Genomic DNA, 20,010 nt, shown 5'->3' with positions numbered 1-20,010 from the left:
GTATGGTACTTTTCAGGCATCACCTTACACCGTATGGTGACTTATCCGAAGGACCACGATCATGACCAGCACGCTCGCCCCCACCATCCACGACTGGACCCAGGCGGACATTCCCGACCTCGCCGGCAAAACGGTCGTCGTCACCGGCGGCAACAGCGGGATCGGCCTCGAAGCCACCCGTGCGTTCGCCGCGCACGGAGCCCATGTCGTGCTCGCTGTGCGCGACGAGAAGAAGGGGCAGGATGCCGCGGCCACGATCGCGGGGTCGACCGAGGTTCGCAGACTTGACCTGGCCGACCTCGTGTCGATTCAGAAATTTGCCGCGGCCTGGACCGGTGACATCCACATCCTGGTCAACAACGCCGGCGTCATGGTGCCGCCGCTCACCCGCACCGAGGATGGCTTCGAGCTGCAGTTCGGCACCAACCACCTCGGCCACTTCGCCTTGACCAACCTCCTCCTGCCGCACATCATCGGACGCATCGTTATCGTGTCGAGCAGTGTGCACCGCTCAGGCCGGATCGACTTTGACGACCTCAATTTCACCACGCGCCGTTATGGCGGCGGTTCCGCCGGTTACGCACAGTCCAAGCTGGCGAACCTGCTGTTCACCCTCGAGCTGCAGCGGCGCCTGACGGCAGCCGGATCGAGCGTTCTCGCCACCGCGGCGCATCCCGGCATGGCGGCGACGAACCTCAACTCGAGTTCGACCAACGTTGCTCTCAACCTCTTCGCCAAGGCCGTTGTGGCCGTCTTCGCCCAGCCGTCGATCGACGGCGCCGCCCCGACGCTGTTCGCTGCGACGGCACCGATGCCGCCCGCCGGATACGCCGGGCCAAGTAAGCGCGGCGGCTTCGCCGGCCCACCCGTCCTCGTCGACCGCTCCGCTAACGCCTCCGATCCGGCCGTCGCCGCCCGCCTCTGGGCGGCATCCGAAACCCTCACGGGCGTCAGTTTCCCTCTCTAGCTGCCCCCGCCCCTTTCCTTCCACCCGTTCACGATTCGAGCTGGTGCTCGGTGTCTGGCTGATGTAGCGAAGTCGTTGCAGACGAGATGAGCGCCCATTCGTCGGCATCCCACAACTGGGGCCTCGCTTGCCGAATCACCTCACCCTAGATTGGGGTGTCGCTTACCGAGCGAGGGGGGCGGATGAGTCGCGAGACCTATTACGACGTTCTCGGTGCGCCGCCCGCCTCAAATCTCGATGACCTCAAGCGAGCCTATCGACGCGCGCTCCGCGCCAGTCACCCGGATGTCGGTGGCTCGGCCGAGAGCTTCCGCAGGGTGCAAGAGGCGTGGGCCGTTCTGGGCGATGCCGCCCGGCGAAGCGAGTACGACCGACTGAACCTGCCAAGGGCATCCGCTCCTCCGAAGGGCGAGACCCGCCGCGAACGGGCGTCGTCGCGCCGGACAGCCGACGAGCCAACCGCGACAGCGACGCCGACTTTCGCGACGGCCCACGGGCATCCGGGCGGATATTCACGTTCCCGATACCTCGATATCGCCCGCGAATGGATGCTGTCGCCCCAGCCACCGACGCCGCCCGCGAAGCCGCCGCGCATCCCGCACGAGCGTGACCGCTTTCTGCACATGTGGGGCGTCGTTTGCCTGCAACTGTTCGTGACCTTTGTGCTGATCGTTGCCGGCCTGGCCGCGATCGCGGCTGCCGCCGGAAATCTGCCCACGATTCCGACGGACGCGCTGTTCCCTGTGCTGCGCCACGTCACGATCGCTCTCTTCGGGGTGGCGTTCCTCTGTGGCGGGGCTGTGGCGACGCTGCGGCTGGGCACGAGTCCTGCGCGTGCCGAGGTTCGTCGCGTCCGGGCGCGCAATCGGGACATCTATGCCGGGCTTTGGGCCGCGCATGCTGCCGACCTGCGGGCGTTCCACGAGGACTTGGGCCGTCTCCCCGAGTCTCCAGACAGTTTTCTCCGATCGCCGTATTCGCCTGAGTCGGTGATGGTTGCGCCAGCCGCAGCCCAGGTCGAGCTCGCCAGGGCGCTGGCGCAGGAGCAAATCGCCGGGGCCTTAAAGTCGCTCAGTGATGAGTTCACCATTTGGGATGACGTGCGGATCCGCGAAACGGATGCCTATGCCTCGCATCTGGTGGTCGGGCCGCAGGGTCTCTTTCTCGTGGAGCCCCTCAGTGAGCGGCCGCGTCTCGATCCGCGACTGACGGAGTTGGCGGATGCGGTTGGCGTTGCCGCCCTGTCCGGGGTGCTGTTCGTCGATCTGGACCCGGCTGCGGTGAACGCGCCGCCGGCGAAGCTCGGAGAGGTGCCGACCCTCTCGTGGCGGATCGGGATAACCCGGCTTGCGCCGATGCTCGGTGGTGGGATACACGGCATCGAACGCGGTGAGAGCTGGGAAGTGCGCCAGCTGGTGGAGCGGGTGGCGCGGCGGGTGGCGTTTGCATAGGCGCCACTTAAACGTCGGTACGACCGTCGTGTTGATTGCGCCTTTTTACCGGAGGAAGCTCACACCGAGCCGTCGGGCGATGCCGACGAATACACGGCAAGAGACTCCAACGGCGGCTGCGACGACGGATGCGACACGGCGGCCGCCCCGACCGCACACGCGGTCCGCAGTGCATGCTCGGGCGACTGCCCCGAACGCAGCGCGAGCACCAGCGCCGCACAGAACGCATCACCGGCCCCCACCGAGTTGACCGCCGTGACGCAGACACCAGCGGCCCGGGCGATCTCGCGACCTTGCTCGAGGAGCGCTGCTCCTGCTGCCCCATACGTCACAGCCACCAACCGCGCCTCGGCCAGCTCCGGCATGAGCTCATACTCTGTCTCGTTAACGATGAACAGGTCCACGCGCCGCAGCAACTCCGCCGGGATCGGCTGCGCCGGCGACGCATTGACGGCGAGATAGCCGGGCACGACCTCCGCGAGTCTCGCCGCTATCGCCATCGAAATCTCGAGTTGAGCGATAACGACCTCGTCCGCACCAAACGCGGCGTCCTCAACCGTGACCTCGTCGTTAGCGCCCTGGCACACCGCGATCTGGTTCTCTGCTGCCCTGTCGACCACGATGAGCGCCGTGCCGGTCGCCGCATCAACCGTTCGAACCCGGGAGACATCCACACCGGCAGCCTCGATTTCACCGCGCATCCATCGCCCATCGCTGTCGTCACCGACCGCGCCGATCATGCGAACAGACGCACCAAGGCGAGCGGATGCCACAGCCTGGTTCGCCCCCTTGCCACCCATGTGCCGGCTCAAGACACCGCCAGCGACGGTCTCGCCAGCGCCAGGAAGCCGGTCGACGCTCGCAACGAGGTCCAGGTTGATCGTTCCGACAACAGCAACGGAGGGGAGCGAAGAATGAGTCATGGGGGAGTGCCTTTCAGGATTCGCCGGCCTCATCGATTATGGCCGGTCCATGCGTGGCTCAGCGCAAGTCCAGGCGATTCGCGAAGGGGCTGGAGGCGTTCCGACCGGGCGACTATGAAGGCGTGAAGGCATCCGGAACCCTTAAGAATGCTGTCGCTGCAGCATCCTTATCCCGGCGCTTTTTCCTTATCTCAAGCTGACGCGCTGCCGCCCAGCAGATCCGGGTGGTGGATCTCAGCCACATTCGGGTGCGCACGCAGCCGATAGCGGAGCGCGTTATCGCCGTAGGTGTCGAGGATCGGGCTGTTCGTCGGGTCGACCGAGAGACCACGAGCCGCTGCCGCGAGTTCGGGGTCCAGTTCGAGCCTCGGCATCACCGTGTCGAGGGCCGGGTTGAAGAAGAACGGTACCGAAATACGGTCGGAGCCGATCGGCGGCGAAAACACCTTGTGCAGCGTCGCCTTGAGGTAGCCGCCGGTGGCGAGCTCTAGCATCTCGCCGATGTTCACGACGAACGCACCGGGGATGGACGGCGCATCGATCCACTCGCCGTTGTATTCGACCTGCAGTCCTTCCTTGCCCGGCTCGACGAGCAGCAGGGTGAGCACGCCACCGTCGCGGTGCGCCCCGACACCCTGCTTGCGCTCGGCACCGGACTCACCGGGGTACCGCACGATCTTCGTCAACGCGAACGGCTTGTCGGCGAACGCTTCATCGAACGAGTCCTCCGGGGCACCGAGCGACAGCGCCCAGGCTCGCAGCAGTCGCAGTGAGACCCGTCTGAGTTCGTCGTTCCACCGCTCGGCGACCTGCTGCAGTTCCGGCAGCACCTCCGGCCACAGGTTGGGGCCTTCGAGGCGCCAGTAGTCCGGCGTCCCCTCGGTCAGTTCGACGGCATCCCGTTCCGGACCGATATCGATCTGCTCACGCCAGTCCACATCGCCGTGGGTGAGTTCACCGCCGACCCGGGTGTACCCGCGGAACTGTGGGCTGTGCACATTCTCGAGCTTCAGTTTCTCTTCGGTCGGCAGGTCGAAGAACCGCCGGGAAACAGCGAGGAGATCGTCGATCAGCTCACGGTCGACGCCGTGACCGACGAGGTAGAAGAACCCGACCTCGTGGGTTGCGCGCAGTAGGTCGGCGCGGAACGCGGCGGCTTCGTCAGCGCCGGCATCCAGCCGGGAGAAATCGAGGATCGGAAGGCTAGAGCTCATAGTTCAATGCTGACACGCTGCAAAGGATGCTCCGGCCAATGTGACGACGGGCGGCTCGAACCCCGGGCGCGTCACGCTGGACAGGTGGGCCGGGATGACGGTTTTCAGGAGATCGCACTGTTTTCAGGGGAGAAATCGCACAGGCGTCCTATTAATCCTGCGTTTTCCTGTTTTGCGTACGAGCCAAGCCGGCTATACGGTCAGGACGACTTTGCCGCGGGGGCTTCCCGAGTGGAGATACTCGATGGCCCCACCTGCTTCCTCGAGAGGGAACATCCGGTCGATTCTCGGCGTGATGCTGCCGGAGGCGAGCATCTCGCGAAGCGTCTCTAGCGCGGGCTGGTCCTCCTCGGACATCAGTCCGATCATCCTCTCCCGAACGAAGACGGAGGCCAGCGGAGCGGCGAGGGAACGACCGAAGCCACCCAACAGCATGCCGCCGCCCTCACCACCGACGATGACGAGAGTGCCGTACCTGACCAGGACGCGACGCAGGCGTGAGAGCGAGTTGTGTCCAGCGGTGTCGACGATGAGGTGGTACCTCTCGGGGCGGTCTGCGAAGTCCTCCCGCTCGTAATCGATCACCTTCTCAGCGCCGAGCGAGCGGACGAAGTCGACCTTCGACGTACTGGCTACGCCGGTGACCTTGGCACCGAGAGCGACCGCGATCTGCACAGCGAAGGATCCAACTCCGCCACCGGCGCCGAGAACCAACACCCGCTCGCCGGCGCGCAAACGACCCGCATCGCGCAATGCATGAAGTGCGGCGCAGCCTGAGATCGGAGACGCCGCCGCCTGCTCGAAGCTGATCGTCTCGGGCTTGACCGCGAGGCGGTCCTCGGTGGTGCGGGTGAACTCGGCGAAGCTTCCCTCGAGAGTGGTGCCGAACACCTCATCACCCGGCTTGAACCACGTCACCTGGGCGCCGACCTCCGTCACCTGACCCGCGACATCTCGCCCGGGGGTCCGCTGTTTCGGCGCCCGCAGGCCGAAGCCGAACAGTCGGATGAGGTACGGCTTGCCGGCGGTCGTGTGCCAGACGCCCGCGTCAACGCCGGCGGCCCGCACCCGGATCAGCACGTCGTGATCGCGAACAGCGGGGCGATCTAGCTCCTCGATGCGGAGCACCTCCGGCGCCCCGTACCGGTCCTGGACTACTGCCTTCATGCCTCTGCTCCTCGGTGGATGTGCTCGAGGGTGCACGCCCATGCAGACAGTTTGGCAACAGACGCGCTGCTCCGGTAGAGCGCCGGCGTCCGGCCGCAGTGGAAATGACCGGGAGCGCATGCCGCCACTCAATCGTTGTCCCCCGAACGCCACGCCGTGTCCTAGGCTGAGAGCCAGATGCAGCACGCAGCGGGTCAGGGTGGACAGCGCTTGCAACGCACGATTATTACGAGCCGACAGCAGAAGCCTGCTGACTCGAGGGGGATCATGACAGTCGAAGCCGCCATGAGCGCGAGCGAACGCATGCGGATCGCAGCGGTCGAGGAGCTCGACCTTCTCGATACCCCTCCCGAGGAACGCTTCGACCGGATCACGCGCATAGCGCGGCAGCTCTTTGACGTGCCTGTGGTCGAAATCAACCTCCTCGACGAAAACAGACAGTTCACCAAATCGCCCCAGACGCCCGGGCACTCACCGAACTCACCCCGCTCCGAGTCCTTCTGCGACATCACGATCCAGGAGCAGGAGCTTCTGGTGGTTCCGGATGCCACCGCCGACGCGCGGTTCGCGAATCGCGACACCGTCACCGGGCCGCGTCACATTCGCTTCTACGCCGGCCGGCCGCTGAGCATTGATCCAGGCCTCAACGTCGGCACACTCTGCCTGGTGGATACATCCCCACGCGACCTCACCGACGACGACAGACAGCTTCTCGACGACCTCGGCACCTGGGTCGAACGTGAACTCCGCGAGACCGCCGAGCGTGACCGCGCCGCCGACATCCAGCGCAGCCTGCTCCCGCAGAGCCAACCCGGGGCTCCCGCGTGGGACAGCGCTGGGCTGTCAGTGCCGCTCCACCAGGTCAGTGGCGATTTTTATAGCTGGAGCGAACACGGGACCGGTGTCGACGTGACCGTCGCGGATGTCATGGGCAAAGGTGCGGGAGCCGCCATCGTCGGCGCCGGCGTCCGTTCGGCCTTCCAAGCCCGAACCGGCACAGACCCGGCCCTCGCAGTCGCGCAGGTCAACGCGCAGCTGGCGAGCGACTTCGATGCGACCGAAACCTTCGCCACCCTGTTCCATGCGCGGCTTGACGTCGCATCCGGAGAACTCGTCTATGCAGACGCCGGCCACGGTTTGACCATCATTGCGCGGGCCGATGGCCGGGTCGAACGGCTTCAGGCGACCGGCCTCCCCGTCGGAGTCACGCCGGCCGGCACGTGGCAGACCGGCTCGACGACGCTTCTGGCCGGCGATGTCCTGCTCTCGTTCACTGATGGGCTGCTCGACCTCTTCGATGGGACACTCGCCTCGCTCGACCGGCTCGGAGAACTCGCCCGCACAGCGACGTCCGTGCGCGACATCACCGAACGAATTCGAGCGCTGACCCATGGAAACGCCACGGACGACGTGACCCTCGTCGTGATCACACGCCTGAGCTGAGCCGTGTCTCCTGAAAGTCAGACGCTGGAGGGCTGGGTTGCCTGGAGCGTCGTCCTGCAACCCCATGGTCTACGTCATCATCCCCGGCTTGCTGCGGGTGTTGCCATCCGACGGGTGGGGAACTGATGCGACTCTTCCTGCTCCGCCTCATCGTCGTGCTCACCGCGATCCTCGGCGTGAACTACATCGCCTGGCGCTGGTTGTTCTCGCTCAACTGGGATGCCTGGTGGATCGCCATCCCGCTGATCATCGCCGAAACCTACAGCCTCATCGACGTGCTCCTCTTCGGCATGACCATGTGGCAGGCGAGGACGCGCCTCGCACCGCCGCCGCCCGCGGCATCCGCCACGGCAGACGTGCTCATCACCACCTACGACGAACCGATCGACCTCGTGATGACGACGGCGATGGCGGCGAAGGCGATCCGATTCCCGCACAAGACCTGGATCCTCGACGACGGCGCAAGGGCTGAGATGCGCGAGGCGGCAGAGTCCGCCGGCATCGGCTACATCACACGCGGAGACGAGTGGGACGGCCTGCCTCGGCACGCGAAGGCCGGCAACGTCAACAACGCCCTGTCGATGACCGATGGAGAGTTCATCCTCATCCTCGACGCCGACCAGATTCCGCGCCCGGAGATCCTCGACAACACGCTCGGCTACTTCACCGACGACAAGGTTGCGCTCGTGCAAACGCCTCAGGTGTTCAGCAACGTCGCAACGGGCGACCCGCTCGGCAGCCAGGCGCCCCTGTTCTATGGGCCGATCCAGCAGGGCAAGGACGGCTGGAACGCGGCATTCTTCTGCGGCTCCAACGCTGTGCTGCGTCGCGAGGCGCTGATGATGCTTGGAGTCCTCGGCTACGTCGACGAACTCGACCGGTCGGTTACCTCGTCGCTGCGGCTGGCGTCCCGTGTCGTGCGGAAGGCACGCTCGCATCCGTCGGCTGCCGAGCCCGCCGTCCGGGCGGCGCTCGATGAGGTCGCCGCCGCGATCACGGATGCCCGAGGCCAGTTGGCGCGCAAGGAACCGTTCGCCGAGGTCACCTACGCTCTGCATCAGCGCGTCGACCGGGCCGCTGAGTCGATCGTCGCCGTCGACCTCGCGGCGATGGAGGAGGACCTCAAGGAGATCTACGCCCTCGCTGCGCCGGTGCCAGGCGCGACGAACCTGGAGTACCAGATCGACCTGCAGAACACCGTTTCGGCGCTGGCGACGAAGGAACTGTCGCCATTCAACGCGCTAGAGGCAGTTCAGGCCGTGCTCCGCTCCATCGCGATCGACCGCCCGGACGAGGCGCAGCCGGTGATGCCGCTCGCGACCATCTCAGTGACGGAAGACATGGCGACGTCTATGAGGCTTCACGGCCTCGGCTGGAAGAGCGTTTACCACCACGAACTGCTTGCCGACGGCCTTGCCCCCGAAGACGTCGGCTCGATGCTCACCCAGCGACTGCGCTGGGCGCAGGGCACTATGCAGGTCCTGCTGCGCGAGAACCCGCTCGTGCAGTGGGGAATGACGCTGCCTCAGCGGCTGATGTACTTCGCCACAATGTGGACGTACCTGAGCGGCTACGCCGCGCTCGTCTACTTCGCCGCACCGATCGTGTTCCTCGTTCTCGGCATCCTCCCGGTGGATACGAATGCATTCGACTTCTTCGTGCGGTTCGTGCCGTTCATTCTCGTGAACCAGCTGCTGTTCCTCGTCGCCGGGCGCGGGGTGCCGACCTGGCGGGGGCAGCAGTACAGCCTGGCCCTGTTCCCGGTTTGGATCAAAGCGTGCACGACAGCGTTCCAGAACGTCGTGCTCGGCACACCGCTCGGGTTCGCGGTCACTCCGAAGACCCGGCAGGAGACGACCGGGCGGCCCTGGCACCTGATCCGGCCTCAGCTGGTGGTTATGGTCCTGCTGCTACTCGCGATCCTCATCGGCCTTGTCCGGATCTTCGTCAACGGAGCCGAGCCGCTCGGCACCGGCGTGAACATCTTCTGGGCAGTCTTCGATCTGATCATCTTGAGCGTCCTATTCCGGGCGGTCTCGTATCGCGGCTATTCCGCAAGAAAAGGAAGGCATAAATGAAGTTTCACAGCGAGAATGTCGGAGACACAATCGCGATTGTCCGCGGCGACGGGCGCCTCAACATGGTGTCGGCTCCCGCCCTCCGTCAGGTGATCACAGGACTCGTCGATGCCGGCCGGTCGAAGATCGTGGTCGACCTCTCCGGCATCGACTTCATGGACTCCTCCGGTCTCGGATCCCTCATCGGATGCCTGAAGACCACCCGCCAGGCGGGCGGCGACCTGCGCATCGCCGCACCGACGAAACAGGTCGTTATGGTGCTGCAGTTGTCGAACCTCGACCGGGTTTTGAAGACCTACGACACTGCGGAGGACGCCTTCCATGACGAAACATGAGAACTCGTTCTTCTTCTCTTCGCCGCCCACTGACGTCGACGCCGTCCACGACTTCCTCCACGAGACCTGGGCTCTGCACCCGGATATCGATGAGATGGACCGGATGGCGTTCGAAACCGCTTTAGTCGAGCTTGCATCGAACGTCATTCAGCACGCCGACACGGGCGACGGCGTCACTTGCGCCCTGTCGGTGTCAGCTGACTCCACCGAGCTGCGAGCGCAGTTCAGTGACACAGCCGAGGCAGGCGGATTCCGGATGCGTACCGCGACCATGCCAGACGACCTCGCCGAATCCGGTCGTGGCCTTGCTTTCATGCAGATGCTCGTCGATGAGGTTCGCTACGAACGCGTCGAGGACCGGAACGTGTGGTCGCTCATCAAGAAGCGAGCTGCTTCTGAGGCATCCGCCGACTGACTGTCCGCTACGGCATTCGCAGGAGCGGAGATTCCGCCCGTTGCTTCTCTTTCCAGGCGAAAACGGATGGTTTCAGCCAGTATCTCCGCAATTGCAGACGAGTAGCGACGCGCTCAGGCGGTGATCGTCATCTGCTCCACAAGGTCGTCTTCCACCGTGAAGCTGAAGTGACTCTGCCCGGTGAAGCTGTCACCACCGACCGTTGCCGTGAACGTGGTGTACTCGCCGGTTGTGATGTCGGCGGTGACGTCGAGAGTGACGTGCATGCCGATGAACTCGGCATCCGACCAGCGTTGGATCTCATCGCGACCGGTGAACACGCGGCCCTGGTCGTTGACGGTGCCATCCGGGGCGAAGGTGTCGAGAAAGCCCTGGGTGTCTCCGGAGTTGGCAGCAGCCACCAACCGGGCAACCGGCTCAGGAATTGTGGAATCCATGTCGGTCCCTCTCTCTCGCGTGACACTCACGTTAGCCCCCGAATGGGGGAGCCGTAAATGCCATACCCGTAGCGGGCAAAGGTGGCTACCCCGGAACACAGGGGTTCGATGATGACGAGTGATCGCGACGGTACGTTGCTTGGCTCCGTCCAACGCGCCGCTCTCGTGGATGTCGTGGCGAACGCTCAAACCCCCTTCCGGTGAAAGCGAGAGCCCAGGCATCCGGCCTCACGCTTGGCACCGCGTACAACATCGTCCGCACCCTCGTGCAAGAAATCATCGCCTAGAAACGCGAGCGCGCCCCGACTAGCGTCGTAGTGCAGCGTTTCCGCCGAGCGCAACGTGCGCCAACGCACACACGCGATATGGCGACCCTCACAAGGGTTCGTCTGTTGGGGGGAAAGAGATGTCGCGTTCCTCGCACACCGCGACATCCTCCGGGCGAGCGGGTCTGCGCCGATCCGGCGCGGCCCCTCGCTCGTTGACCAGCGGGTTACGGCATCAGGCTCGTAGCGAGTGACGTGAACATCGCCGTCAGCAGCAGGGGAGCGACGAAAATCAGCCCGGCGCCGGCGACTGCCAGGCTGCCGAAGCTCCAGAGCGAGCGCCGGGTTGTGGCGGTGCGGACCTCGCCGCGAAGCTCATCGAAGCGAGCCAACAGTTGCTCGCATGGGGCGGATGCCCCGGTGCGCCAGGTGGCAGGGTCATCGACCAGCCCGACGATGCGGGTGAGGTCTTCGGGTCCGAACTGCACCGGACGTTTGAGCAGCCAGCGCCGCAAGCGGCGAGCGTCGAGAACGGTGACGAGATCCGGCTGCTCTTTGACGACGATCGAGGCGGCACCGTGGATCGCGACGACCGGACGGACCCGTCCGGTCAGGCCCAGCCTGGCGTGCACGAGCTTGGTCACGCGGGCGGCTTCGTGTTCGGCGTTGCGGATGTGCGGCTGGCGCTGTCCTGCCACCATCAGGGTCCGGTTCGCAACCCAGACCGGCTTTCCGCGGTGGTGCTTCGTGTTGATGCTGAAGACACCGCCTGATCCGACGACGAGGTGGTCGATGTCGGCTTCTTTCGTGCCGACCGGGAGTGCGTGGAAGACGCTCCAGTCCGCCGGCAGCGTGTCAAGCATCCGCCCGACCGCGATCTCTCCCTGGGCGCCCCGGAACCAGGCGGCCCCGCTGCTGCTGAGCGGTGAACGGCCGAAAATGCGGGCCAGCGGGCCACGCTCGACGAGGTGCGAGGGGTCAGCGAGGAGCTCTTCGATGACGGCCTGTGCAGCCTTGCGCTGTCGCATGCTCGTGGCGGTGACGGTCACTGGACTCCCTTTGTAGCTGTCATTCGACAGTACTGAGCCGCCTTGGCGCGATTGCATCCCCAGAACGGGCTCGCGACAAGCCGCTATCATCCGGGTCACTCCACGAAGCGGATGCCGTTCTGCAGTCGGGTGCGCAGGTCGAAGAGTTCGTTGCCGCCCGCCCTGGCAAGGTCGGGGAGCCCGGCCCGGAGGAATCCGGGGAGGAACGACGCACGGATGGCGAGCGTCGCTGCGCCCCGGCTGCTGCCGAGCTGAACGTACGGGGCCTCGAGGGCGTCGTCGGGGAGCACGATCGCCAGTCCGGTGAACTTCACGCGCAGCGACCGACTGACGACTTTGGCCCGCGCCGCGAGTCCATGCATGGGCCGTTCTCCGTCGATGGCTTCGCCGATGAGTTCGCCGCGCTTGATCTTCACCTCGCTGCCCCAGTCCTCCGAGAGCAGGGCGAACAGCCCGGTCGGCCCGAGAACGATGTGGTCGATCTTCTCGTCGGGTGCCCCGGTGGCGACGTCATGCCAGACGGTGAAGCCGAGGCCGAGCTCAGCGAGGTTGCGGGCGGTGGACTCCTCGGCGAGCGCGTCGGCGAGAAGGTGGCGGAGTTCACGCGGCGCGGTGCGGACGAGCGCGGGGTCATAGGGGTCGGCGTCGACGCCGCGGCCGGTCCACTCCCGCATGAGCCGGAGGTATCGCTCCCTCCGCCAGCCGCCCGGATGCCCGTACGAGCGAGCCCGCGGACGTGAGTCCGGCCGCGGCTTGGCGGCGGATGCTGCCCAGGTGTGGTGTTCCTCGGGAGCGGTCGCACCTGTCGAGCGACCGCGGTCGTAGGCGGCGCGCCCCTCAACGGTTCCGATCCGTTCCCAGGCGAGTTGCACGGCGGTGAACCGGACGGCATCTCCGCCGGTGTCCGGGTGAGTCTCGCGCATCAGGCGGCGGTAGGCGCGCCGCAATTCGTCCTGGCCGGCTGTCGGGCTCACGCCGAGGACCTCGTAAGGCGTCGCCGAGATCGGGCTGTCTGGCATCCGCTCGCTTTCGGGTGGGGAATTCTGCGTATCCGACGATACCGAGGAAATCTGGGAGGCGTGCTCGAAGCCAGCGGCGGTTGGGTCGCAGGCAGAAGGCCAGACTTCCGCCGCTAACGCCGACCCGTGTTTCCAACTTCGGATATTCACTCGTTCGCGAGCTGTGTCCGGCCGGAGAGGGCCGATTCAGCGAGAATCTCCGAAGTTGGAGACAGCACGTCCCGAACACCCGGGGCGATATGCGCCGATTGTGGCGCACGAGAACTGTCCGGCGCGAGGTGGACCGACCGGGAAGGGCTGTGCCAGCCTCTTCAGCCCCGCTTCAGCGCGGCTCGGGCAGAATGAGCGGGGAGGTGATCGGCATGCGGCTGCTCGTGGTCGAAGACGAAACGCGGCTCGCCGACGGTTTGCGCCGCGGACTCGAGGCCGAAGGGTTTGCCGTGGACGTCGCTCCGACCGGCACCGACGGGTTGTGGCTCGCGCGCGAGAACCAGTACGCGGCCATCCTGCTCGACATCATGCTGCCGGGGATCAGCGGGTACCGGGTCTGCGAAACCCTGCGCGCCGAGAAGGACTGGACGCCCATCCTCATGCTCACCGCCAAGGACGGCGAATGGGACCAGGTCGAAGCGCTCGACACCGGCGCCGACGACTACCTGACGAAGCCGTTCTCCTTCGCGATCCTGCTGGCGCGGGTGCGTGCCCTCGTGCGTCGCGGTGCCGCCGAACGTCCTGTCGTGCTCGAGGCCGGCGACATCCGCGTGGATCCTGCTGCCCGGAGGGTCTGGCGGGGTGAAACACCGATCGACCTGACCAGCCGGGAGTTCGCGGTACTCGAGTACCTGATGCGGAACCTCGGCAGCGTCGTGTCGAAGCGGGAGGTACTCGACAACGTCTGGGACTTCGACTTCGAGGGCGACCCGAACATCGTCGAGGTCTACGTGCGGCACCTGCGCAACAAGCTCGACCGGCCGTTCGGCCGCGAAGCGATTGAGACGCTCCGTGGCGCCGGGTATCGATTGGCGTCCAACGGTGGCTAAGGAACCGATCGCAGGCACCCGACGCCGGGTCTCGTTGCGAACCAGGATTGTTCTCGCCGCGACCGCCGTCGTCGCCGTTGCGCTCCTGATCGGCGCCGCCGGCTTCGTGGTCCTGCTGCAGGACTCACTGCGCGACGGAGTGCAGGCAACAGCGGAACAGGGCCTCAACGACCTCGTGAACCGGGTCGAGATCTCGGGACTCGACTCGGTTTCGCAAGGCGCCGTGCCGCAGGACCCGGTTTCGCAGGAAACCGTGCCGCCTGCCGTACCCGAGGACGACTCGGATGACTCCGACGGCGACGACTCCGGCAACGACGACTCTGGCGGCGATGGCTCTGGCAGTGATGACGGTGACAACAGCGGCCGGGGCCACAGCGACGACTCGGGCTCCGATAGCTCAGGAGATGATGACTCAGGCAATGACGACGGAGCCGACGACGACCCGGTCACCCAGACCACCGAAGAGTTCCTCTCCAACTACGACGATGACGAGGCGTTCTTCCAGGTGATCGACGACGCCGGCACGGTCGTCGCCGCGAGCGACAACGCCACCGCGATCGGAACGATCACCGCCCCGCCGCCGAATCAGGTGCAGTCACTCCGCCTGCCCGGCGAACCAGGCGAGTTCCTCACTGTCGCCGACACATCCGGCGACCTGTCGATCGTCACCGGTCGCAGCATCGCCTCCATCGGCGAGACCACCGCAACAGTGACCCGGTTGCTCACCGTCGCACTGCCGATCCTGTTGTTGTTCGTCGCCCTGATCACCTGGTTCGTCGTCGGCCGGGCGCTGCGCCCTGTGGATCGGATGCGCCTCGAAGTCGACGACGTGACATCCGCGAACCTCCACCGACGCATCGCCGACCCCGGGTCCCGTGACGAGATCGGACGACTCGCGACAACAATGAACCGGATGCTCGACCGGCTCGATGCGTCGCAGAAGACCCAGCGGCGCTTCATCTCGGATGCCTCGCACGAGCTGAAATCACCGCTCGCGTCGATGAGGCAGTACGCCGAGGTCGCCCAGGCGCACCCCGACCAGGTCGGAGTCGGTGAGCTCAGTGACGTCGTGCTCGACGAGGGCGCTCGGTTGGAGCGGCTCGTGCAGGGGATGCTCGTGCTCGCCAAGGCCGACGAGAATGCCCTGGCGGTGAGCCGCACCGCCGTCGACCTCGACGATCTCGTGCTCACCGAAGCGCGACGATTGAAAGACACAACGTCCCTCACCATCGACACCGCTTCCGTCGGGCCTGCCCGGGTCCTCGGCGACGTCGGCCTGCTCGGGCAGGCCCTGCGGAACTTGGCCGACAACGCCGCCCGGCATGCTGCGGGCCAGGTGTCGTTCGCGCTGTCCGAGTCGAATGGGCAGGTGCTCCTCGCCGTCTCGGATGACGGCAACGGCATCCCCGAGGATGCCCGGGACCGCGTCTTCGAACGATTCGTGAGGCTCGACGAGGCTCGCGCCCGCGAGTCCGGCGGCAGCGGGCTCGGGCTCTCCATCGTGCGCGAGATCGCTCACGCACACGGCGGTTCCGTCGTCGCCACAGAGGGCGCAGCGGGCGGTGCACGAGTCGAACTGCGGCTGCCTGCGGCATCCGTTTCGCCTTCCTGAAACTCTCTTCAGGAGGCTTCAGGCTGGCTTCAGCGGGTGCCGGGCACTGTGGAACAAACGCCACAAGGAGGCTCTCGTGAAGAAGAAAACAGTGATCATCGGATCTGCTCTCGCCGCTGTACTCGTGCTCGGAGGAACCGGCGCTGCCGTCGCCGCCAACAGCTCGAACGACGACGACACCCCGCTCGCCGGCACGACACTCGACATGGCATCGAAAGCTGCACTCGCCGAGACCGGTGAAGGCCGCGTGACCGAGGCGGAAGCCGAACACGGCGGCTACGAGGTCGAGGTCACCCTCGACAACGGCAGCGAAGTCGACGTGAGGCTCGACGACACCTTCACCGTTGTGCGCGTCGACGCCGACGCCGACAAGGGCACTGACGACAACGGCGCGGTGACCGCCGATGAGCACGCCAGCGCCGAAGCGGCCGCCCTCGCTGCCGAACCCGGCACGGTCACCGAGGTCGAGCGAAGCGACGACGGCGACCACGCTTTCGAGGTGAAGATCACCCGCGAGGACGGCACCGAGGTCGAGGTCGAACTCGACGCCGCCTTCACCGTGGTGCGGGTCGACGACGACGCCAACTCGGGCCACAACGGCAACGACGACTCGGGACACAACGGCAACGACGACAAGTAGTAATCGCGCAGCAGAAAGGGGCCGGACGCACTGCGTCTGGCCCCTTTTGCACGATGAGCGGGCACACCCGCGTTTGCAACTGCGGAGTTTCTACCGAGAAACCCCGCTTTCGGGCCGAAACAGCCACCGCGAGCGATTTTCTCCGCAGTTACGAACGGCCCTCCCGAATGCAAGGGGTTTCTCAGCCGCAGTTTGGGACCGTAGCCTCGGACCCATGAGCGACGAGACACTGAACCCCGGCAACGCCCCGAGCGGCGACCCGGTGACGCAGGCAAACACCGGCGGCAACCTCAACGACACCGAGCAGACCGACAAGGACATGTCATACAGCCCATCGAGCGGGCGTGAGACCGAACAACTCCAGGACTCCCCGCAGTCCCAGGCACTTGACGATCAGGACATCGACCCAGAGAACGTGAACCTACTGCCGGGCACCGGCGGCCCGGACGATGTCGGCGACATCGAGGTCGACCCGGACGAGATCGACCTCGAAGGCAACGCCGGCATCAGCTGATCGGTCAGCGCTGGTAGACGTCCGGGATGCCGTCGTTGTTGGCATCCCTTCGTTCTTCCTGTTCGATTCGGCGGTACCGGCGGTTGCGGCTGATCAGCAGAGCGGATGCCAGCACCGCGGCGAGCACGGACGCCAACAGGATGCCGACCTTGGCGTGGTCGTTCTGTACATCGCCGAGGCCAAAGCTCAGTTCGGCGACGAGCAACGACACAGTGAAGCCGATGCCGGCAAGCAGCCCGATGCCGACGAGGTCGATCCAAGCGAGGGAGGCGTCGAGCCGCGCTCGGGTGAACCGGGCCATTCCCCAGGTGGTCGCAACGATGCCGATCGGTTTGCCGAGCACAAGCGCGACGATGATGCCGATCGTGACCGGGTCGACGAGGGACGAGGTGAAGCCGTCCCAGCCACCGATGGCGACACCGGCCGCGAAGAATGCGAACACGGGGACCGCGAAACCGGCGGAGATCGGGCGGAAGCGGTGTTCGAAGATCTCCGCGAGACCCGGGCCGGCTGCTGGGCCACCGCTTGCCGTGCTGCGAAGAACGGGCACGGCGAATCCGAGCACCACTCCGGCGATGGTGGCGTGCACACCGGAGGCGTGGAGCAGCCCCCACGCGATCACCCCGAGGGGCAGGAGGATCAGCCAGGCCGCACTCGCGTGCAGCCCGAAGAACCGGCGGTACCGGTGCGCAACGAACGCGTACACCGCGACCGGAAGAAGGAACAGCACGAGTGGGAGCACGGAGATCTCGTTCGTGTAGAACACGGCGATGATGCTGATCGCGATCAGGTCGTCGACGACCGCGAGGGTGAGCAGGAAAATCCGCAGGGCGCTCGGCAGATGAGAGCCGATGATGGCGAGGACGGCGACGGCGAAGGCGATGTCGGTCGCCGTCGGAATGGCCCAGCCGCGGATGCCCTCCGGGTCGTTGAGATTGATCGCGACGTAGATCACGGCCGGGACAACGACCCCGCCCACCGCCGCTGCGACGGGGATGACGGCCTTGCTGAACTGACTGAGGTCTCCGGCGACGAACTCTCGTTTCAGTTCCAGTCCGACGAGGAAGAAGAAGATGGCGAGAAGTCCGTCAGACGCCCACGTTCCGAGACTCAGCTCGAGGTGCCACGGTTCATAGCCGATGGTGAAGTCGCGGATCGCGAAATACGCATCAGATGCCGGCGAATTGGCCCAGATGACGGCAATCGCTGCCGCGGCGACGAGCAACAGTCCGCCGACGGTCTCCTTGCGGAGAATGTCGCCGATCCGCACGGCTTCGGAATAGCTTCCACGGCCGAAGAGGCTGGGGGACGGTTTCGGTGGGGTGTTCGCCACGGGGGCTCCTTGCTGGACGGGTCGACAGAAGACAATGCCGACCAGACTTCCCGGCTCACCGGCATCCACTCTACAGGCGGGCGCCCGGCGGCTCAGTGGAGGTTACGCACCTCAGCCAGGGCGCTCGTGGACTCGGCGAGCGCTGCGGTCCCGCTCCGGGCGCTCAATTCCGACAGCGTCGTGTAGACGGCCGTTTTCTCGCCGGCTGCTTCGGCCCTGCCAGCGGTGCGTGAGAGGTGACCGCTGAACAGGATGCAGTCCCGGTGCTCGCCGAGTGTGTCCTGCACCCGTTCGCCCGCGGCCGCGACGGCAGCAGACCGCCCCACCCCCGCAACCTCGGCTGCTTCCGCGGCGTAGCGCAGGCGACGGCCCGCCCTGCGGACCGCGTGCAGCTGGGACTCAAGGTCACCGTCTGACGCGGCGACGGCATCCGACCGCTTCTCCACCCGCCGGATCTCACGGGCCAGCACCTTCTTCACGACTTTCTTCGCGCTCTTCGCGGCGGCATCGGTCAGTGGGGGATCGGCGACGAACGCATCGAGGTCATCGAGCAGGCGAAAATACTCGGGAGACGACAGCACGCTCTTGAGATGGCGGTGGGCCTTGCCGTAGCGCTCGCGAGTGCCGTCGACGAGGCGGGTTCGGGCGTCGTTCTCGGGCTGGCCTAGCGTCTCGAGCAGCCCCTCGGCGCGGATCGCCTGCACTTCGAGGTCGCGGGCGTATCCGAGCGCGTCGCCGATCGTTTTCAGCCGGTCCCGGAGGTCGTTCGTCACGTCGCGGTCGAACAGTGCGCGGTAGGCGGCGAGCACACTACGCAGGCGCCGCACGATCGTGCGCATCCGGTGCACTGCGTCAGGTTCGTCGGCACGGGCGGCCGGGTCGGCCTGTTCGAGCGCGTTTACAAGATCTCCGATCGCCCCGACGATCACAACGGATGCCGTGCTGCCGTCAGCGTCGGTCGCGGAGGGGTTTACCGCCGGGGTGGCATCCTTCGGAGTTACCTCGGTGAGCGAATCGGCGCCGAGCGCCCGAGCGATCTTGGCGACGCTCGATGAGGGGTGAGCGCCCGCCTCGGCGATGAGGCCTGCGATCTGGTCGAGGAGGGCTGTGCGGCCTTCCTCTGTGTCTGGGGCAGCGTCGAGGAGTTCGACCTCCCACTCCCGCCAACTCCGTTCTTCGCCGTTGCGGAGGTCCGTGGCGGTGACCTCGTCGTCGGCGATCTCGACGACGCCATTGCCGTCGGCATCCTGCAGGTGGATCGCGGTGCGTGTTGTTGCGATGCGAGCCAGCGGGGTGAGGTCGCGGTTGCGCACCCACGCGCGCACCTGTTCGAGGATCGCGTCTGGCACGGTGCCCGTGTCGTCGCCGAGCGGCCAGTGCAGTTCGGTGCGTCCCTCGGCCGCGGGCTTCTTGATGTGCCAGCCGGCGTCTCCGCCGCCCGTTCGACGGCGGACGACAATGCGTCGCACAGCCAGATCGAGGTTGTCGGTGTCGTAGTACACGGCCTCGAGGTGCACGGGCTCCAGGGTTCTGACCGACGCGATCCCGTCGACGGCGCTGAGGTCTGGGACGCTCGCCCCCTCCTCGACGTCATACTTGCGCTCGATCTCGCTCTGGGAGTGGTGGCCGGCCTCGGCGGTGTTCGTCATACCCCCATTGTCGACTGCACGGTGGCCCGCTGGCCACCGGTCGGCCCGCCTCGGGCGGTCGGGCGGGTATTCCGGCCGCGCGCGGGAGGAAATTCAGTAGCGCACCACCATTTCACCCGCGCCAGCCGGATGCCACGGCGCTGGCCGCCCCGTCAAGGCCTCGCTCCACCGACATTCCACCCCGTAGCCTCCCCACATGACATCCAACGACATGGCATCAAACGACAACGGCGACTTCGGCTTCGACAACAGCCCACTCGACGACGACCAGACGGGGGACTCGGTCGACGACGCCGGCTTTGGCGCCGACGAGGGAATCGGCGACGGCACAGGCATGGGCGAAGGCAACGGCAACGCTGGCCAGTCGTCGGACGACAGCCCCGCCGAGTAACGCCCCGCATCACTCGTTCCGGTCACGCTCACGCGGTGCGCCACGTGAGCGTGACCGGAACGCGTGA

19 protein-coding genes are annotated in these 20,010 nt (G+C 66.1%); 11 read left to right on the top strand and 8 right to left on the bottom strand.

The features are described from left to right. Nucleotides 1–61: 61 nt before the first annotated feature. Nucleotides 62–967 carry an oxidoreductase gene (locus tag BM197_RS03645; protein ID WP_090708841.1) on the top strand — a complete coding sequence of 302 codons (906 nt, stop codon included), beginning with the start codon at nt 62–64 and terminating at the stop codon, nt 965–967. A 182-nt stretch (nt 968–1,149) separates the two neighbouring features. After that, a complete protein-coding gene (locus BM197_RS03640) occupies nt 1,150–2,418 on the top strand; it encodes a J domain-containing protein (RefSeq protein ID WP_090708840.1) in 1,269 nt (422 codons plus the stop codon). A 59-nt stretch (nt 2,419–2,477) separates the two neighbouring features. On the opposite strand, the gene BM197_RS03635 is transcribed toward BM197_RS03640, so the two are convergent. The 3 genes from BM197_RS03635 to BM197_RS03625 all read right to left on the bottom strand — a co-directional run bounded on the left by BM197_RS03635 (nt 2,478) and on the right by BM197_RS03625 (nt 5,722). After that, nucleotides 2,478–3,341, bottom strand: coding sequence for a ribokinase (locus tag BM197_RS03635; RefSeq protein WP_090708838.1), 864 nt, complete (start codon nt 3,339–3,341; stop codon nt 2,478–2,480). Nucleotides 3,342–3,532: 191 nt separating this feature from the next. After that, entirely contained in the window at nt 3,533–4,555 is a 1,023-nt protein-coding gene (locus BM197_RS03630; RefSeq protein WP_090708837.1) for an isopenicillin N synthase family dioxygenase, read from the bottom strand. Between the two features lie 192 nt (nt 4,556–4,747). Next, complete coding sequence (locus BM197_RS03625) at nt 4,748–5,722, bottom strand: NAD(P)-dependent alcohol dehydrogenase (protein WP_090708835.1); 975 nt, start codon at nt 5,720–5,722, stop codon at nt 4,748–4,750. Between the two features lie 267 nt (nt 5,723–5,989). Between BM197_RS03625 and BM197_RS03620 the strand changes: the two genes are divergently transcribed. The 4 genes from BM197_RS03620 (at nt 5,990) to BM197_RS03605 (ending at nt 9,993) form a co-directional block, all read left to right on the top strand. Beyond that, nucleotides 5,990–7,165 carry a PP2C family protein-serine/threonine phosphatase gene (locus BM197_RS03620; protein WP_177216702.1) on the top strand — a complete coding sequence of 392 codons (1,176 nt, stop codon included), beginning with the start codon at nt 5,990–5,992 and terminating at the stop codon, nt 7,163–7,165. 125 nt (nt 7,166–7,290) lie between these two features. Then, nucleotides 7,291–9,243 (top strand): glycosyltransferase family 2 protein, encoded by a 1,953-nt coding sequence (locus BM197_RS03615; protein WP_090708832.1) that lies wholly within the window; start codon nt 7,291–7,293, stop codon nt 9,241–9,243. Next, complete coding sequence (locus BM197_RS03610; protein ID WP_090708830.1) at nt 9,240–9,578, top strand: STAS domain-containing protein; 339 nt, start codon at nt 9,240–9,242, stop codon at nt 9,576–9,578. The genes BM197_RS03615 and BM197_RS03610 overlap by 4 nt, the downstream gene beginning before the upstream one ends. After that, the gene (locus BM197_RS03605; RefSeq protein WP_090708829.1) at nt 9,565–9,993 is read left to right on the top strand and encodes an ATP-binding protein; all 429 of its coding nucleotides are present in this window, start codon (nt 9,565–9,567) and stop codon (nt 9,991–9,993) included. Before BM197_RS03610 ends, BM197_RS03605 begins: the two co-directional genes overlap by 14 nt. 113 nt (nt 9,994–10,106) lie before the next feature. On the opposite strand, the gene BM197_RS03600 is transcribed toward BM197_RS03605, so the two are convergent. From BM197_RS03600 to BM197_RS03590, 3 genes are all read right to left on the bottom strand, one after another. Next, nucleotides 10,107–10,430, bottom strand: coding sequence for a nuclear transport factor 2 family protein (locus BM197_RS03600; protein WP_090708827.1), 324 nt, complete (start codon nt 10,428–10,430; stop codon nt 10,107–10,109). A gap of 493 nt (nt 10,431–10,923) precedes the next feature. Then, complete coding sequence (locus BM197_RS03595) at nt 10,924–11,745, bottom strand: nuclease-related domain-containing protein (RefSeq protein WP_177216701.1); 822 nt, start codon at nt 11,743–11,745, stop codon at nt 10,924–10,926. Between the two features lie 95 nt (nt 11,746–11,840). Then, on the bottom strand, nt 11,841–12,764 hold the full coding sequence (locus BM197_RS03590; RefSeq protein WP_090708824.1) for a J domain-containing protein: 924 nt from the start codon (nt 12,762–12,764) through the stop codon (nt 11,841–11,843). Nucleotides 12,765–13,126: 362 nt separating this feature from the next. Here BM197_RS03590 and BM197_RS03585 point away from each other — a divergent pair, with 362 nt between their 5' ends. The 4 genes from BM197_RS03585 to BM197_RS03570 all read left to right on the top strand — a co-directional run bounded on the left by BM197_RS03585 (nt 13,127) and on the right by BM197_RS03570 (nt 16,570). After that, nucleotides 13,127–13,804: a response regulator transcription factor gene (locus tag BM197_RS03585; protein ID WP_090708984.1), complete on the top strand. Its 678-nt coding sequence runs from the start codon at nt 13,127–13,129 to the stop codon at nt 13,802–13,804. Beyond that, complete coding sequence (locus BM197_RS03580; RefSeq protein ID WP_177216700.1) at nt 13,797–15,416, top strand: sensor histidine kinase; 1,620 nt, start codon at nt 13,797–13,799, stop codon at nt 15,414–15,416. The genes BM197_RS03585 and BM197_RS03580 overlap by 8 nt, the downstream gene beginning before the upstream one ends. A 76-nt stretch (nt 15,417–15,492) precedes the next feature. After that, nucleotides 15,493–16,056 carry a PepSY domain-containing protein gene (locus BM197_RS03575; RefSeq protein ID WP_090708821.1) on the top strand — a complete coding sequence of 188 codons (564 nt, stop codon included), beginning with the start codon at nt 15,493–15,495 and terminating at the stop codon, nt 16,054–16,056. Between the two features lie 214 nt (nt 16,057–16,270). Further along, nucleotides 16,271–16,570 (top strand): hypothetical protein, encoded by a 300-nt coding sequence (locus BM197_RS03570; RefSeq protein ID WP_245762353.1) that lies wholly within the window; start codon nt 16,271–16,273, stop codon nt 16,568–16,570. A gap of 4 nt (nt 16,571–16,574) precedes the next feature. On the opposite strand, the gene nhaA is transcribed toward BM197_RS03570, so the two are convergent. Both nhaA and BM197_RS03560 read right to left on the bottom strand, forming a co-directional pair. Beyond that, entirely contained in the window at nt 16,575–17,903 is a 1,329-nt protein-coding gene (nhaA, locus tag BM197_RS03565) for a Na+/H+ antiporter NhaA (RefSeq protein WP_090708819.1), read from the bottom strand. 92 nt (nt 17,904–17,995) lie between these two features. Then, nucleotides 17,996–19,552, bottom strand: coding sequence for a CYTH and CHAD domain-containing protein (locus BM197_RS03560; RefSeq protein ID WP_090708818.1), 1,557 nt, complete (start codon nt 19,550–19,552; stop codon nt 17,996–17,998). Between the two features lie 196 nt (nt 19,553–19,748). Between BM197_RS03560 and BM197_RS03555 the strand changes: the two genes are divergently transcribed. Then, complete coding sequence (locus BM197_RS03555) at nt 19,749–19,943, top strand: hypothetical protein (RefSeq protein WP_090708816.1); 195 nt, start codon at nt 19,749–19,751, stop codon at nt 19,941–19,943. Nucleotides 19,944–20,010 lie beyond the last annotated feature (67 nt).

Origin of the sequence: Mycetocola miduiensis (genome assembly GCF_900115155.1) — a bacterium.
Lineage (GTDB): Bacteria > Actinomycetota > Actinomycetes > Actinomycetales > Microbacteriaceae > Mycetocola_A > Mycetocola_A miduiensis.
This window is presented reverse-complemented; position numbering and strand designations above follow the sequence as displayed.